The organism is Streptomyces sp. MI02-7b, from assembly GCF_033793585.1.
In the GTDB taxonomy this organism is placed as follows: domain Bacteria; phylum Actinomycetota; class Actinomycetes; order Streptomycetales; family Streptomycetaceae; genus Actinacidiphila.
The window spans coordinates 388,604-402,483 of sequence record NZ_JARAWX010000003.1 but is presented as its reverse complement, the minus strand read 5'-3'; the positions used below and the strand labels follow the sequence as shown (position 1 = coordinate 402,483).

14 protein-coding genes and 1 pseudogene are annotated in these 13,880 nt (G+C 73.3%); 8 read left to right on the top strand and 7 right to left on the bottom strand.

From position 1 onward, the window contains the following. The first annotated feature begins 199 nt into the window (after window positions 1–199). Complete coding sequence (locus PV364_RS06515; RefSeq protein ID WP_415924532.1) at window positions 200–3,391, top strand: tetratricopeptide repeat protein; 3,192 nt, start codon at window positions 200–202, stop codon at window positions 3,389–3,391. Window positions 3,392–3,480: 89 nt separating this feature from the next. Here the strand turns inward: PV364_RS06515 and PV364_RS06510 are convergent, their stop codons facing one another. Together PV364_RS06510 and mca are read right to left on the bottom strand one after the other, a co-directional pair. Further along, window positions 3,481–3,723 (bottom strand): hypothetical protein, encoded by a 243-nt coding sequence (locus tag PV364_RS06510; RefSeq protein ID WP_319658716.1) that lies wholly within the window; start codon window positions 3,721–3,723, stop codon window positions 3,481–3,483. 4 nt (window positions 3,724–3,727) lie between these two features. Beyond that, window positions 3,728–4,600 (bottom strand): mycothiol conjugate amidase Mca, encoded by an 873-nt coding sequence (gene mca / locus PV364_RS06505; protein ID WP_319658715.1) that lies wholly within the window; start codon window positions 4,598–4,600, stop codon window positions 3,728–3,730. A gap of 105 nt (window positions 4,601–4,705) precedes the next feature. Between mca and PV364_RS06500 the strand changes: the two genes are divergently transcribed. Both PV364_RS06500 and greA read left to right on the top strand, forming a co-directional pair. Further along, window positions 4,706–5,116: a DUF4307 domain-containing protein gene (locus PV364_RS06500; RefSeq protein ID WP_319658714.1), complete on the top strand. Its 411-nt coding sequence runs from the start codon at window positions 4,706–4,708 to the stop codon at window positions 5,114–5,116. Between the two features lie 174 nt (window positions 5,117–5,290). Beyond that, on the top strand, window positions 5,291–5,788 hold the full coding sequence (greA, locus tag PV364_RS06495) for a transcription elongation factor GreA (protein WP_319658713.1): 498 nt from the start codon (window positions 5,291–5,293) through the stop codon (window positions 5,786–5,788). A gap of 93 nt (window positions 5,789–5,881) precedes the next feature. On the opposite strand, the gene PV364_RS06490 is transcribed toward greA, so the two are convergent. From PV364_RS06490 to ilvA, 3 genes are all read right to left on the bottom strand, one after another. Then, window positions 5,882–6,739 (bottom strand): ABC transporter permease, encoded by an 858-nt coding sequence (locus tag PV364_RS06490; RefSeq protein ID WP_319658712.1) that lies wholly within the window; start codon window positions 6,737–6,739, stop codon window positions 5,882–5,884. Further along, window positions 6,736–7,698 (bottom strand): ATP-binding cassette domain-containing protein, encoded by a 963-nt coding sequence (locus PV364_RS06485; RefSeq protein WP_319658711.1) that lies wholly within the window; start codon window positions 7,696–7,698, stop codon window positions 6,736–6,738. Before PV364_RS06485 ends, PV364_RS06490 begins: the two co-directional genes overlap by 4 nt. A gap of 246 nt (window positions 7,699–7,944) precedes the next feature. After that, a complete protein-coding gene (gene ilvA, locus PV364_RS06480) occupies window positions 7,945–9,105 on the bottom strand; it encodes a threonine ammonia-lyase (RefSeq protein ID WP_319658824.1) in 1,161 nt (386 codons plus the stop codon). A 232-nt stretch (window positions 9,106–9,337) separates the two neighbouring features. Between ilvA and PV364_RS06475 the strand changes: the two genes are divergently transcribed. The 3 genes from PV364_RS06475 to PV364_RS06465 are packed head-to-tail and all read left to right on the top strand — an operon-like array spanning window position 9,338 to window position 10,568. Continuing rightward, a complete protein-coding gene (locus tag PV364_RS06475) occupies window positions 9,338–9,829 on the top strand; it encodes a MarR family winged helix-turn-helix transcriptional regulator (protein ID WP_319658710.1) in 492 nt (163 codons plus the stop codon). A 32-nt stretch (window positions 9,830–9,861) separates the two neighbouring features. After that, window positions 9,862–10,326, top strand: coding sequence for a sigma factor-like helix-turn-helix DNA-binding protein (locus tag PV364_RS06470; RefSeq protein ID WP_319658709.1), 465 nt, complete (start codon window positions 9,862–9,864; stop codon window positions 10,324–10,326). Continuing rightward, window positions 10,323–10,568, top strand: a complete 246-nt coding sequence (locus PV364_RS06465; RefSeq protein ID WP_319658708.1) for a hypothetical protein — start codon at window positions 10,323–10,325, stop codon at window positions 10,566–10,568. Before PV364_RS06470 ends, PV364_RS06465 begins: the two co-directional genes overlap by 4 nt. A 34-nt stretch (window positions 10,569–10,602) precedes the next feature. Here the strand turns inward: PV364_RS06465 and PV364_RS06460 are convergent, their stop codons facing one another. After that, on the bottom strand, window positions 10,603–11,754 hold the full coding sequence (locus PV364_RS06460; RefSeq protein WP_319658707.1) for a cystathionine gamma-synthase: 1,152 nt from the start codon (window positions 11,752–11,754) through the stop codon (window positions 10,603–10,605). A 67-nt stretch (window positions 11,755–11,821) separates the two neighbouring features. On the opposite strand from PV364_RS06460, the gene PV364_RS06455 reads away from it, so the two are divergent. After that, window positions 11,822–12,862, top strand: coding sequence for a hypothetical protein (locus PV364_RS06455; protein ID WP_319658706.1), 1,041 nt, complete (start codon window positions 11,822–11,824; stop codon window positions 12,860–12,862). Further along, window positions 12,859–13,527, top strand: coding sequence for a peptide-methionine (S)-S-oxide reductase MsrA (gene msrA, locus PV364_RS06450; protein WP_319658705.1), 669 nt, complete (start codon window positions 12,859–12,861; stop codon window positions 13,525–13,527). The genes PV364_RS06455 and msrA overlap by 4 nt, the downstream gene beginning before the upstream one ends. Before the next feature lie 85 nt (window positions 13,528–13,612). Here the strand turns inward: msrA and PV364_RS06445 are convergent. Further along, window positions 13,613–13,834 (bottom strand): annotated as a pseudogene (locus tag PV364_RS06445) (hypothetical protein); the annotation flags it as partial. Between the last annotated feature and the right edge of the window lie 46 nt (window positions 13,835–13,880).

Below are 13,880 nucleotides of genomic sequence, written 5' to 3'. Positions count from 1 at the left end.
GCGAACCGCACAAGCCCCGCCACACACGGCGCGCGACGGCTGCGCCTCGGTGCACGCCCGCGTCGCGGGGGCCGTGCCGGGCGCCGCGCTTCCACAGCCCCGGCCGTACCGATGGTGTCGCATGTGGCCGGTTCGGCAGGACACTTGGGTCCTGGCTCGGCGACCGAGGGGGATCGTGTTGACGAAGCGGACTGCGGAACTGCACCCGTCCGACCGGACCGAGGTGTCACGGCTGCTGGAGCGCGCCGTGGCCGGAGAGCGACGGCGCAGACGCCCCGAGGACGCCGAGGAACTGCTGCGCAGGGGACGCGCGGCACTCGACGGGATCGCCGGGGAGGCCGCGGACGAGTACGCCGCCTACGCGGCCGCACGGCACGCCGAACGCGCCGGGCGGCGCACCGCGATCGGCACCCCCGCCCTGGTGACCGCCGTGGCGGCGGTCGCGGCGTGCGTGGCCGACCTCGGCTGGGGCACCGGCGCCGGTACGGCACTGGGCACCGCCGCCGTCGTCGCCGTGGCGGGGGCGGCCACGACGGCGGCCCGTTCCGCGCGCGGGTCCCGCGCGGGCGGCGGGCGCACCGGTGAACTGCGCCGCGCCTGGCTGGAGGCGGTCGACCGGCGCGGCGTCCGCCCGTTCCTGGAACGGCAGCTCACCGCGCCCGCCCCGGCGCCCGCGCCGGGTCCGGCCCTGCCGCCGCAGCGGCGCACCGACCGCAGCGCCGCAGCGCGCGGCCGCGGCGCGCTGGAGCAGTCCTTCGCGCAACTGCCCGTCGCCGACGGGCCGTTCACCGGCCGCCGGGACCATCTGCGGCAGATCGCGCAGTGGGTCCACCAGGCCCGGGTCTCCCCCGCCAGCGGGCCCGTGGTGGTCGTGCTGCACGGCCCGGCCGGCTCCGGGCGCACCACGCTGGCCGTCCGCGCCGCCCAGCAGCTCAAGGACCAGTTCCGCGGTGCCTGCGTGGTCGACCTGCGGGGAGCGGCCCCCGGCGAGCGGCCGCTGCCCACCCGGGACGCGCTGCTGCACCTGCTCAACCGGCTGGGAGCGCCCCGCGAGCAGTTGCTCTTCCGCGAGCGCACCTCCCAGGAGCAGCATCTGCGGCGCCTGGCCGACGAGTACCAGAAGCGGCTGACGGGTGTGCCGGTCGTCGTCGTCCTGGACGACGCGGCCGACGCCGGACAGGTCCGGGACCTGGTCCCCGAGCGGTCCGACAGCCTCGTGCTGGTCACCGCGGCCGGCCCGCTGGCGCTGGACGTCCCGGCGGCGCGCGTGCACGACCTTCCCCTGGAGCCCCTGACGGCGGGCGCCTCGCGGAAGTTGCTGGCCGCGCTCGGCGGGGACGGCGGGAGCGGCGGGGACGGCGCCGGTGACGGCGCGCCGGACGGGACCGCCGCCGGCGCCGAGGAGATCCGGCGGCTGTGCGGCGGCCTCCCGCTGGCGCTGCGCATCGCCGGCAGTTCGCTGCCCGAGCGCGGGGTCGCGGTCCTCGCCGCGGAGCTCGCCGCCTACGGCCCGCTCGACCCGGTCGAGCGGGCGCTGGCGCTGCGCTACCACGACCAGCCCGAGCCGGCCCGCAGGCTGCTGCGGCGGCTGGCGCTGGCCGGGCGCACCAGTCTCGGCGCGGCGGCGGCCGCGGCACTGCTGGCGGCCGACGAGCAGGAGGCGGGACGGCGGCTGGGCGAACTGGCCGCGGCCGGGCTCATCGAGCACGTGCGCGGCAGCCGCTACCGGCTGCACGACCTCGTACGCCGCTTCGCGCACGCGCGCCTGCTCGACGAGGAGGACCCGGACGAGCGCGCCGCCGCCCAGGAGCGGCTGATCCGCAGCTACGCCGAACTCGCGGACTCCGTGATCCGCCTGGTGGACGGCCGCACCTCCACCCGCGCCGACCGCTTCGGGCCGCAGGGCTTCGCCTCGCTGGACCTCGCGCTGCGCTGGCTGGACGAGGAGTCCAGCTTCATCACCGCCGCCCTGCGGCATGCCGAAGGCGTCGACCAGCGGGTCGTGCAGCACCTGCTCGGCGCGCTGTGCGACTACTGCCTGCTGCGCGGCGACCTGTACCGGCTGGGCGAGATCAGCGAGCTGGCGCAGCGGCACCAGCGGGAGGCCGACCAGAACGTGCTGGTGCGCTCCGTGCAGTGGCGCACCGGCATCGCCGCCCGGCAGCTCGGCGAGCTCGACAAGGCCCGTTCCACGCTCTCGTCCGTGGTCGACCTGTACTTCGAGGCGCAGCACCCGGCGGGCGCCGCCCGCGCGCTGTGCAGTCTCGGTATCACGCTCCAGCAGCAGGGCAGCCTGCACGAGGCGGAGGAGAAGCTCCGTGAGGCCCTGCAGCTGCAGGCGGCCGAGGAGCTGCGCGCCGACCGGGCGTGGACGCAGCACGCGCTCGCGGCGGTGCTGCGCGACGCGGGCCGGCTGGCGGAGGCCCACGACCTGCTGACCGAGTCGCTGGCCCTGCACCGCGAGAGCGAGAGCGTGCACGGCCAGGCCTGGGCCCATCTCCAGCTGGGGCAGTGGCAGTTGGCGGTCGGTGACGCGGACCGCGGCGAGGCCGAACTACGGGCCGCGGGCGAGTGCTACGCCGCCACCCGCGATCCGCGCGGCACCGCCTGGACGGCCACCCAGCTCGCCCGTGCCCGGCTGCTGCGCGGCGACGCCCCGGCCGCCCAGCGGGTCCTGGGCGACGCCCTGACCCGGCACCGGGCCAACGAGGACGCCCGCGGCGAGGCCTGGTCGCTGTACTACCTCGGCCAGGCGCTGGAGGAGGCCGGCGAACTCGACCCCGCGCTGCGGGCCCTGGAGCGTTCCCGGACGATGTTCAGCCGCATGCGGGACGTCTACGGACTGGCCTGCGCCCGGCACCACTCGGCGCGGGTCACCCGCGACCAGCGCGCCGCCCTCACCGGCAATCTGCGCAACAGCGGTTTCGCCCGCCAGTTGCTCCAGGACGCCCGCGCCGACTTCCGCCGCATCGGCGTACCGCACGGCGAGGCCTGGTCCTGCGTCGAACTGGCCGTGATCGACGCGGGCAACGGCCGCGTGCCGGAGGCGCTGGAGCTGCTGCGGGACGCCGAACGGCTCTTCGCCGCCCTGCCCGACCGCCGCGGCGCGGACTGGTCGCGCTTCCTGCGGTGCACGCTGCTGCCGCTGCTGACCGAGGACGGCGCCGCCGAGGCGCGCGAGGGGCTGTCCGCGCTGCTGCGGGACACCTACCAGGGGCGCGACCTGGACCTGGAGGAGTACGCCGAGGCGTACGCCCTGCTGCTGGAGCGCGGCGTCGAGCCGGGCACGCCGTGGGAGGCCTGGCGGTTGGGCATGGTGCCGTCACGCGGAGCGCGGATGGCGATGACTCCGCCGCCGGCGGACCGCGCCTCCGACCGGCGCCCGGGCTGAGTACGGGGCTGCCGGGGCGCCGCGTCAGGGCATGCCACGGCCCCGGGCGGTCGTCGCCCGGGGTCCCGCGGCGTGCTGCGGCTGCCGGATCAGCCGGCGCGGCCGGCGCTCTTGCCGGGAACCGGCGCCGCGTCGGCGGCGGAGTCCGGCTCCTCGACGAAGTCGATCTTGTGCATCTGCTTGTTCATGTTCTTCATCAGCCACCACAGGGAGAGGCCGATGAGGGCGAAGATGACGAAGCCCAGGAGTCCGGGCGTCACCTTGTTCTCGTCGAGGTCCTTGACGGCGAGAGGAACGAGCTGGGCTGCGGCCGTGCCGAATGTCGCGTTCACGCGCTCAATTCTCCCGGATGCCCGCGAAGAGGTCGTCCTCGGGGAGGGTGGTGTCCACGCGGGACTGCGCGAGCTCGTAGTCCTCGTTCGGCCAGACCTCCTTCTGGATGTCCATCGGCACGTGGAACCAGGCGCCGTCGGGGTCGATCTGGGTGGCGTGCGCGAGCAGCGCCTTGTCCCGGATCTCGAAGAAGTCGGCGCACGGCACATGGGTGGTCAGGGAGCGCTCGGGCCGGTCGAAGGTCTTCCACCGCTCCAGCCACTCCCCGTACGGGGACTCCAGGCCGCGGGCGAGCAGCGCCTCGTGCAGGGCGACGGTGCGCTGCCGGTTGAAGCCCTGGTTGTAGTAGAGCTTCAGCGGCGTCCAGGGCTCGCCGGCCTCGGGGTAGCGCTCCGGGTCGCCGGCGGCGTCGAAGGCGATCGCCGAGATCTTGTGGGTCATGATGTGGTCGGGGTGCGGGTACCCGCCGTTCTCGTCGTACGTGGTGATCACGTGCGGGCGGAACTCGCGGATGAGCCGCACCAGCGTCCCGGCGGCCTCGTCCACGTCCTGCAGGGCGAAGCAGCCCTCGGGCAGCGGCGGCAGCGGGTCGCCCTCGGGAAGGCCGGAGTCGACGTATCCGAGCCAGGACTGTTTGACGCCCAGGATCTCGCGGGCCTCGTCCATCTCCTTGGCGCGGACCTCGTGGATGTGCTCCTCGATGTACGCGTCGCCCTGGAGCTTGGGATTGAGTACGGAACCGCGCTCGCCTCCCGTGCAGGTGGCGACCAGGACGTCGACGCCTTCGGAGACGTACTTGGCCATGGTGGCCGCGCCCTTGCTCGACTCGTCGTCGGGGTGGGCGTGCACGGCCATCAGTCGCAGCTGATCGGTCAAGGTTGGATCCTCAGTCGGGGGTACGAGTAGCGACTTCTATAGTGACCGAAGCAAGGGGCTGATTAATTCCAGGGCGGGATTCCCCGCCCCCGGGAGGACTGATCGATGAGCGCGGTGACCCGGCAGGTACCCGAGGGCCGGTACGGCCGGAGCGCGGACGCGGACGCCCGCGCCGACCGCAAGCTCAAGGTCATCGGTGCCGTACTGGGCGCGTTGACGCTGGTCCTGCTGGTGTGGATCGGCTGGGACAAGATCGCCGGCACGGAGGTCAGCGGCCAGGTCATCGCCTTCCAGGTGGTCTCCGACCACGAGGTCCAGGTCCATCTGGAAGTGCGCAAGAACACGGACGTCACCGCGGTGTGCACCCTGCGCTCGGTGGCCGAGGACCACTCCGAGGTGGGCCGCCGGGATGTCCGCCTCAATCAGCACAGCGGTCGCGTCGACACCGTGGCCACCATTCGCACCACCAGTCGCGGGACTTCCGCGGAGCTGATCGGCTGCCAGCCGACACACTGATCACGCCGACCCGGCAGGTACCCCCCTGACCTGCACTGATGCTCTCTTGATGTTTTTCCTCTCGCCGATTGTCGGGGGAAATTGTTAGGCTCGTGGTTTCGCCCTCCCGCGAAGACGCATCTTTCTGGGTAGGGCGTTCATTTGTAAGCAAGCGAGTACCGACGAGGAGCACCTGTGACCCAGACCAGTGAGAACGTCACCTGGCTGACCCAGGAGGCGTACGACCAGCTCAAGGCCGAGCTGGAGCATCTGTCTGGTCCGGCGCGCGCCGAGATCGTCGCCAAGATCGAGGAAGCCCGCCAGGAAGGCGATCTCAAGGAGAACGCCGGCTATCACGCGGCGCGTGAGGACCAGGGCAAGCTCGAGCTCCGGATCCGCCAGCTGACGCAGCTGCTGCAGCACGCCAAGGTGGGCGAGGCCCCCGCGGACAACGGCGTTGTCGCGCCCGGCATGGTCGTCACCATCGCCTTCGACGGCGACCCGGACGACACGCTGACCTTCCTCCTCGGCTCGCGCGAGTACGTGTCGTCGGACCTGGAGACCTACTCGCCGCAGTCCCCGCTCGGCTCGGGCGTGAACGGCAAGAAGGTCGGCGAGAACGCGAGCTACGAGCTCCCCAACGGCAAGAAGGCCTCGGTGAAGATCATCGAGGCGAAGCCGTACAGCGGCTGACCACGGCGGGCGCCGTCACACCGGCCCCCCTGCCCACGGACACAACGGAGCCCCCGGCCACGACGGCCGGGGGCTCCTCGTGCGTCCGCGTCCTTACGCGGTCGCGGAGCGGTACTTGCGCACGGCCAGGGTCCGGAAGACCACGATGATCACGACCGACCAGATCACCGAGGCCAGCGCGGGGTGCTGCATCGGCCAGACGTCCGCCGCCTGGTAGCCCTCCGGGAGGTTGCCGAACAGCTCACGGCAGGCCAGCACGGTGGAGCTGAAGGGGTTCCACTCGGCGATGTGCCGCAGCCACGGCGTCATCTGGTTGGAGTCCACGAAGGCGTTGGAGATGAACGTCAGCGGGAACAGCCAGATCAGGCCGCCGGAGGTGGCCGCCTCGGGGGTGCGGACCGACAGGCCGATCAGGGCACCGATCCAGGAGAACGCGTAGCCGAGCAGGAGCAGCAGCGCGAAGGCGCCGATCGCCTTGGGCAGGCCCTCGTGGATGCGCCAGCCGACGAGCAGCGCGACGATCGCGAGCACGACGACGGTCAGCGCCGTCTGCACCAGGTCGGCCAGGGTGCGGCCGGTGAGCACCGCGCCGCGGGCCATGGGCAGCGACCGGAAGCGGTCGATGAGGCCCTTGTGCATGTCGTCGGCGATGCCCGCGCCCGCACCGGCGGTCGCGAAGGTGACGGTCTGGGCGAAGATGCCCGCCATCAGGAACTCGCGGTAGACGGACGGGCTCGTGGAGCCGCCGACGTTCATCGAGCCGCCGAAGACGTAGCTGAACAGCACCACAAACATGATCGGCTGGACGAGGCCGAAGATGACGACCTCGGGGATCCGCATCATGCGGATCAGGTTGCGCTGGGCGACCACCAGCGAGTCGCGCACGGACTGCACGAACGGGTTGGTGGGGCGCGGCTTGGCGGTGGGCACCGCGTCGGTCGCCGTGGTCACTGGGACTCCTCTTCCTTCTCCTCGGCGGCGTGGCCGGTGAGCGACATGAAGACATCGTCGAGCGTGGGGCGGCGCAGACCGATGTCGTCGATCTCGATGCCGCGGGTGTCCAGTTCGCGGATGACCTCCGCGAGCAGCTTCGCGCCGCCGGTGACCGGCACGGTGATCCGGCGGGTGTGGTTGTCGAGGGTCGTGTCGCCCTTGCCGAACCCCCGGAGCACCTCGGTGGCCGTGGCCAGGTGCTCGCGGTCGTGCACGACGACCTCGACGCGCTCGCCGCCGGTGCGCGCCTTGAGTTCGTCGGAGGTGCCGCGCGCGATGACCTTGCCGTGGTCGATCACGCAGATGTCGTGCGCGAGGTGGTCGGCCTCCTCCAGGTACTGCGTGGTGAGCAGCAGGGTGGTGCCGCCGGCCACGAGGTCCTGGATGACCTCCCACAGGGCCAGGCGGTTGCGCGGGTCGAGTCCGGTGGTCGGCTCGTCCATGAACATCACCGGCGGCCGGACGACCAGCGCGGCCGCCAGGTCGAGGCGGCGGCGCATGCCGCCGGAGTAGGTCTTGGCCGTACGGTCGGCGGCCTCGGCGAGGTTGAAGCGCTCCAGCAGCTCGGTGGCCCGCGCCTTCGCGTCGCGCGCGGACATCTGGTAGAGCCGCCCCACCATCTGCAGGTTCTCGCGGCCGGTCAGGTACTCGTCGACGGCGGCGAACTGCCCGGACAGGCCGATCTGCCGGCGCACCTCGTTGGGGTGCTTGAGCACGTCGATCCCGGCGACGACGGCCTTGCCGCTGTCCGGCTGCAGCAGGGTGGTCAGGACGCGGACGGCGGTGGTCTTCCCGGCTCCGTTCGGGCCCAGCAGACCCAGGACGGTGCCTTCGGGGACGTCGAGGTCCACTCCGTCCAGTGCCCGTACGTCGCCGAAGGTCTTCACCAGACCTTCGGCGTGGATGGCGCCTGGCATGCGTTGTCTCCCCTTCAGGGCGTGAGTGAGATGTGGGGGATGAACGGGCGTGCGGCCGGAGCGGCGGCACACGTCGATACATCGCGAGCATCCCAGACGCGATATATCGCGTCAACCGGTTTTTTGCGCGGCTCCCTCTCCCGCGTTCCACCGCGTCCGCAACACCTGCGTCCAGCCTGCCGCACGCCACTGACAATCGGGCCCGGCTTTTCCGGCCCCGCGCAGGCGAGGGCGCGGACGCGCAGGTCAGAGCAGCACGTACCCCGCGGACCGCAGCGCCGAGCCCACCGCCTCGCGGTGTTCGGGCCCGCGCGTCTCCAGCCGCAGCTCGACCTCGGCCTCGGTCAGCCCGAGCCGGGGGTCGGTACGGACGTGCGCGATGTCCAGCACATTGGCGTCGTTGGCCGACAGGATCCCCAGCAGTGCCGCCAGGGCGCCCGGCCGGTCCGTGAGCCGCAACCGGAACGACAGGTACCGGCCGGCCGCGGACATACCGTGCCGAAGGATGCGCTCCATGAGCAGCGGGTCGACGTTGCCGCCCGACAGCACGGCCACCACCGGCCCCTCGAACGCCTCCGGCCGGGCCAGCAGTGCCGCCACCGGGCTCGCCCCCGCCGGCTCGACGACCTGCTTGGCCCGCTCCAGGCAGAGCAGCAGCGCCCTGGACAGCTCGTCCTCGCTGACCGTGTGCACGTCGTCCAGCAGGTCCCGGATGATGCCGAACGGCACGTCCCCGGGACTGCCCACCTTGATGCCGTCCGCCATGGTCGCCACCGAGTCCAGCACCACCGGCCGCCCGGCCCGCAGCGACGGCGGGTACGCGGCCGCCCCCTCCGCCTGCACGCCGATGACGCGGACGTCGGGGCGCACCGACTTCACCGCCAGGGCCACGCCCGCGGCGAGACCGCCGCCGCCGACACCGACCACGATCGTGCGGACCTCGGGGCACTGGTCCAGGATCTCCAGCCCCACCGTGCCCTGGCCCGCGATGATGTCGGGGTGGTCGAAGGGATGGATGAAGACGGCACCGGTCGCCTCCGCGTACCGGCGGGCGGCGTGCAGCGTCTCGTCCACCACCTGCCCCTCCATCCGCACCTGGGCCCCGTACTCGCGGGTCGCCGCGATCTTCGGCAGCGGGGCACCGACCGGCATGAAGACGGTGGAGCGCACCCCCAGCAGCGACGCCGCCAGCGCCACGCCCTGCGCGTGGTTGCCGGCGCTCGCGGCGACGACCCCGGCCGCCCGCTCCTCCGGCCGCAGCCCGGCGATCCGCACATAGGCGCCGCGCACCTTGAAGGAACCGGTGCGCTGCAGGTTCTCGCACTTGAGGTGGACGGGCGCGGACACCAGGCCGGAGAGGTAGCGGCTGCCTTCCATGGGTGTCGTCCGGGCGACCCCGGAGAGCATCTTGTGCGCACCGCGGACGTCGTCGATCGTGACCGGGTGCGAGGGGGGCGGGCCCGCCGGACGGCGCACGGGACGTACAGGACTTGCCGGGCTTTCCATGGTCCCCAGTCTTGCAGCCGGGCGTCCGGGGAGCCGGGACGGAGCAGTTTTCGCCGGTGGGGTCCCGGGGTGACGCTCTCCGCGTACTCTTCTCCCAACCTTCGCAGGACCGACAGAACGCGAGCTTCCGGCCATGCCCATTCCCTCGGAGACAACGACCGACCTCCTGGAGCGCCTGCAGCACCAGGTGGCACTCTTCGCCCGGCGCGCGGAGCAGACCCGTCTGGGTGGCGTCGGCAAGGCCCGCAACTCCATGGACCGGGCCGCATATCTGCTGCTCAACCGCCTGGACAACGAGGGGCCGATGGGCGTCAAGGCGCTCGCCGAGGGCATGGGCATCGACTCCTCGACCGTCACCCGGCAGGTCGCGCCGCTCGTCGACAGCGGTCTGGTCAAGCGCACCTCGCACCCCGAGGACGGGCGCGCGGTGGTCCTCGCGCTCTCCCCCCGGGGGCGCACGCGCCTCGAAGAGGTGCGCATCTCGCGCCGCGAGCTCATGTCGGTCGTGACGGAGGACTGGACCGGGCAGGAACGGGAGATCTTCACCGATCTCCTCGGCCGCTTCAACGCTGCGTTGGCGGATTATCACGCGGCGATGACCTCCGGGGACGAGCAGAGCTCTTGACCTGAGGTCACCGTCTGCCGTCCCATGGCGCTGTGGGAGAGCGCCGGGCGGCAGCGGAACGCCTGCGCGACGCCGAGTTCGCGGCGTTCGCGGCGGGTGCGGCAGGGCGTCTTCTGCACGCCGCCACGCTGCTCACCGGCGACGGCGACGAGGGCGCCGAGCTGCTGTTCGCCGCGCTGTCCCGGACGTACGCGGACTGGTTCCGGCTGCGCGGCGAGGACCCGTACGTCCACACCCGCGGTGAGATCGTCCGCCGCTTCACGCTCCGGCCCCGGTGGCGACGCCCGCGCGGCGGACCGCTCGGGACGCTGACCGTCCAGGAGCGGCTGGTGGTCGTCCTGCGGCTCTACGAGGGCATCGCGGAGGAGCAGACGGCCGCGCAGCTCGGGATGCCGGTCGACCGGGTGCGGGCGGTGTGCCTGCGGGCCGTGACCGTCCTGCGCGACGCGCGGCCCGCGGCCGAGCCCGCGCCCAGGGTGCCGGAGGCGGCCTCATGACCCCGTGGGACCGCAAGGAGGACGAGGTCCGCCGCATGCTGGACGGGCCGCACCCCGTCGTCCCGCTGGGCCTGGCCCCCCGGGCCGCCGAACAGGGCAGGCGCCTCCTGGCACGCCGCCGGGTCCTGCACGTGGTCCTGTGGGTGCTGCTGCTGGCGGGCCTGGCCGCCGCCCTGGTGGCGGCCGCGCTGTGGTGGCCGGACCCGCAGCCTTTGCAGCAGACGCCGCTGGTGTACTGGTAGCGGACGCCGCGGGAAACGCGGCGCCCGCGCCGCGTCACGCGAGGGCGTGCCGCAGGTCCTCCAGCAGGTCGTCGACGGACTCGATGCCCACCGACAGGCGCACCAGATCGGCCGGCACCTCCAGCGCCGAACCGGCGGCCGAGGCGTGCGTCATCCGGCCGGGGTGCTCGATCAGCGACTCCACGCCGCCGAGCGACTCCCCGAGGGTGAACAGCCGGGCCCGGTTGCAGACCTCGACCGCCGCCTCCTCGCCGCCCGCGACCCGGAACGAGACCATGCCGCCGAAGCGCTTCATCTGCTTGGCGGCGACGTCGTGCCCCGCGTGCTCGGCCAGGCCCGGGTAGAAGACCTGGGTGACCTTCGGGTGGGTGGACAGCAGGTCCGCGACCTTCTCCGCGTTGTCGCTGTGCCGGTCCATGCGCACCGCGAGGGTCTTGATGCCGCGCATGACCAGCCAGGCGTCGAAGGGGCCGGCCACCGCGCCCATCGCGTTCTGGTGGTACGCCAGTTCCTCGCCGAGACCCGCCTCGGCCGCGATCAGCGCGCCGCCGACCACGTCGGAGTGGCCGCCCATGTACTTGGTGGTGGAGTGCACGACCACGTCCGCGCCCAGCGCCAGCGGCTGCTGGAGGTAGGGGCTGGCGAAGGTGTTGTCGACCACGAGCCGGGCGTCCGCGCCGCGCGCGATGTCCGCCAGCACGGCGATGTCGGTGATGCCGAGCAGCGGGTTGCTGGGCGTCTCGACCCAGATGAGCCGGGTGTTGGGGCGGATCTCGGCCCGCACCGCCGCCGGGTCCGAGGTGTCGGAGACCGACCACTGCACGCCCCAGCGCTCCACGACCTTGGCGAAGAGCCGGAAGGTGCCGCCGTAGGCGTCGTTCGGGATGACGACGTGGTCGCCGGGCTTCAGGACCGTGCGCAGCAGGCAGTCCTCGGCCGCCAGCCCCGACGCGAAGGCCAGGCCCCGCCGGCCGCCCTCCAGCGCCGCGAGGTTCTCCTCCAGCGCGGTGCGGGTGGGATTGGCGCTGCGGCTGTACTCGTAGCCGCCGCGCAGCCCGCCGACGCCGTCCTGCTTGTACGTGGAGACCTGGTAGATCGGCGTCACGACGGCCCCGGTCTGGGCGTCGGCCGCCTGACCCGCGTGGATCGCGAGGGTCTCGAAGTTCTGGTGCTGCTGGTCGCTCATAGCGCCGAGCGTAGTGCGACCGACGGCTCGGGGGCGTGCCGGCCGGGCGCGCGTACGCTTGCTCATCATGGAATTCCTCTGGGTGCTGTACGGAGTGCTCCTGATCGCCGCCGTCGTGATGTGGCCCCGCCTGCGTCGCGGCCGCGCCGAGTGGGCCAGGGCGGCGGCGGACCCCGCCCTGTACGGGTTCGTGTCCCAGGACATGATCGACATCCGGCTGCCGGGGCCCGACCCCGAACTGACCCAGGCCCTCACCGCGACCCAGCGGACGCAGGACTGGCACGCGGTGTCCGCCCTGCTCAAGGGCACCCCGGTGGAGGGCGAGGCCCGCTGGCAGCGGGTCCAGACGCTGGCCGGGGCCGCCGCCGTGGAGCTGACGCGGGCGCCCGGCAAGGGCGGGGCGTGGCTGCGCACCTGGCGGGTGGAGGAACCCGAGGACCCGGGCGGCGCGGCCGTCCAGGCCGCTTTCCTGGTGCAGCAGGCGAGGCGCGCCCCGGCGAGCTCGCCCGACGTGCCGATGATCCTGGAGGAGGCCCGCACGGTCGCCGCGGAGGCCGTGCTGCTGGCCCCGGGCGACCCGGTCCCGTACATCGTGGACCTCGCCGCGGACGGCGACTTCACGGCCTCGTGGGAGAAGATCACCGCCCGCGCCCCGCACCACATGGGCGCGCACCTCGTCGCCCTGTCCCGGCTGCCCGAGGACGCCGCGCGCGACTTCGCCGAGCGCGCCGCCGCTTCCGGACCCGAGGGCAGCCTGCTGCCGGCGCTGCCGCTCTTCCAGGTCTTCGCGCACCTGCCCGAGCTCATCCTGACCAGCAGCTTCTACCAGAGCGAGGTCATCTCCCGGGCCGTCGGCGGCGCCCTCTACGCCACCGAGCACGCCTCCTCCAACGACCCGGTACTGCCCCTCGTGCGGCACCTGCTGATCTCGTTCCTGGTCCGGGCCGAGCGCTACCCCGAGGCGGTGGAACAGCTCCGCCACGTCGACGGCTTCGCGGGCGCGGCCCCCTGGTCGTACGCCGACGACCCGGCGGCCGCGTACGCCCTCTACCGCGCCCAGGCCATCGCCGGGCTTCAGCGCAACTCCGCCCCGGGCCCGGCCCGTTGACGGCGACGCCGTTCCCCCACCACGGGCTGCGCCTGCCCTCCGCCGGGGAGGCGCTGCCCGGCCGCGCCGCCCCGCTGCACACCGTGCCCGCGCGGCACCTCCTGCTGGGCACCCCGCTCGCCGGCCCCTACCCGGCGGGACTGGAGGTCGCCGACCTCGCCCTGGGCTGCTTCTGGGGCGCCGAGCGCACCTTCTGGCGCCTGCCCGGAGTGTGGACCACCCTCGTCGGCTACCAGGGCGGCCACACCGAGCACCCCGCCTACGAGGAGGTCTGCAGCGGTCTCACCGGGCACGCGGAGACCGTGCGCGTGGTCTTCGACCCCGCCCTCCTCCCCTACGACGGGATCCTGCGCGCCTTCTGGGAGGCCCACGACCCCACCCAGGGCTACCGCCAGGGCCACGACCACGGCACCCAGTACCGCTCCGCCCTGCGCACCCACTCCCCGCGCCAGCACGCCACCGCCCTCGCCTCCCGCGAGCGCTACGCCGCCGCCCTCCACGCCGCCGGCCACGGCCCCGTCACCACCGAGATCGCCCCCGCCGGCCCCTTCTACCCCGCCGAGGCCCGCCACCAGCAGTACCTCGCCCAGAACCCCGCGGGCTACTGCGGCATCGGCGGCACGGGCGTGGCCTGCCCGGCGGACCCGGCCGGGGCGGCACGGTGACCCCACGTCCTCTCGGGTGTCCGGGCTCCTCGGCGACGCCGCCGACTCCCGCACTGCTCCGTGTGCGACGAGCCGACCTGACCGGCGCGCCGTCGGTGTGCCCGGCCGGTCCGGCGCCGCCGACGACCCAGGCACCGGTCTCGGCCAGTTCCTCATCCGTGAAGGCGCCGCTCTCCTCCTGGTGCCGTCGTCACCGACAAGCCGGTGCCCGATCTGGCGGGGCACCGCCTCGCCCACGTAGCCGGAGACGCTGTCGGTGAACTTCCTCAGCTCGGCGACCCGCTCGGCGGGGCAGGGTGACGGTGATGCGTGTCGTGGCGGACGTCTGTCGGACGTACCGCGGTGTGCGTCAC

What these genes read in the sequence shown, in the direction of transcription:
- PV364_RS06455 (WP_319658706.1), top strand. Translation starts at nt 11,822, where the DNA reads ATGGAATTCCTCTGGGTGCTGTACGGAGTGCTCCTGATCGCCGCCGTC.
- ilvA (WP_319658824.1), bottom strand. Translation starts at nt 9,105, where the DNA reads ATGCTCTCCGGGGTCGCCCGGACGACACCCATGGAAGGCAGCCGCTAC.
- PV364_RS06475 (WP_319658710.1), top strand. Translation starts at nt 9,338, where the DNA reads ATGCCCATTCCCTCGGAGACAACGACCGACCTCCTGGAGCGCCTGCAG.
- PV364_RS06500 (WP_319658714.1), top strand. Translation starts at nt 4,706, where the DNA reads ATGAGCGCGGTGACCCGGCAGGTACCCGAGGGCCGGTACGGCCGGAGC.
- PV364_RS06460 (WP_319658707.1), bottom strand. Translation starts at nt 11,754, where the DNA reads ATGAGCGACCAGCAGCACCAGAACTTCGAGACCCTCGCGATCCACGCG.
- PV364_RS06485 (WP_319658711.1), bottom strand. Translation starts at nt 7,698, where the DNA reads ATGCCAGGCGCCATCCACGCCGAAGGTCTGGTGAAGACCTTCGGCGAC.
- PV364_RS06465 (WP_319658708.1), top strand. Translation starts at nt 10,323, where the DNA reads ATGACCCCGTGGGACCGCAAGGAGGACGAGGTCCGCCGCATGCTGGAC.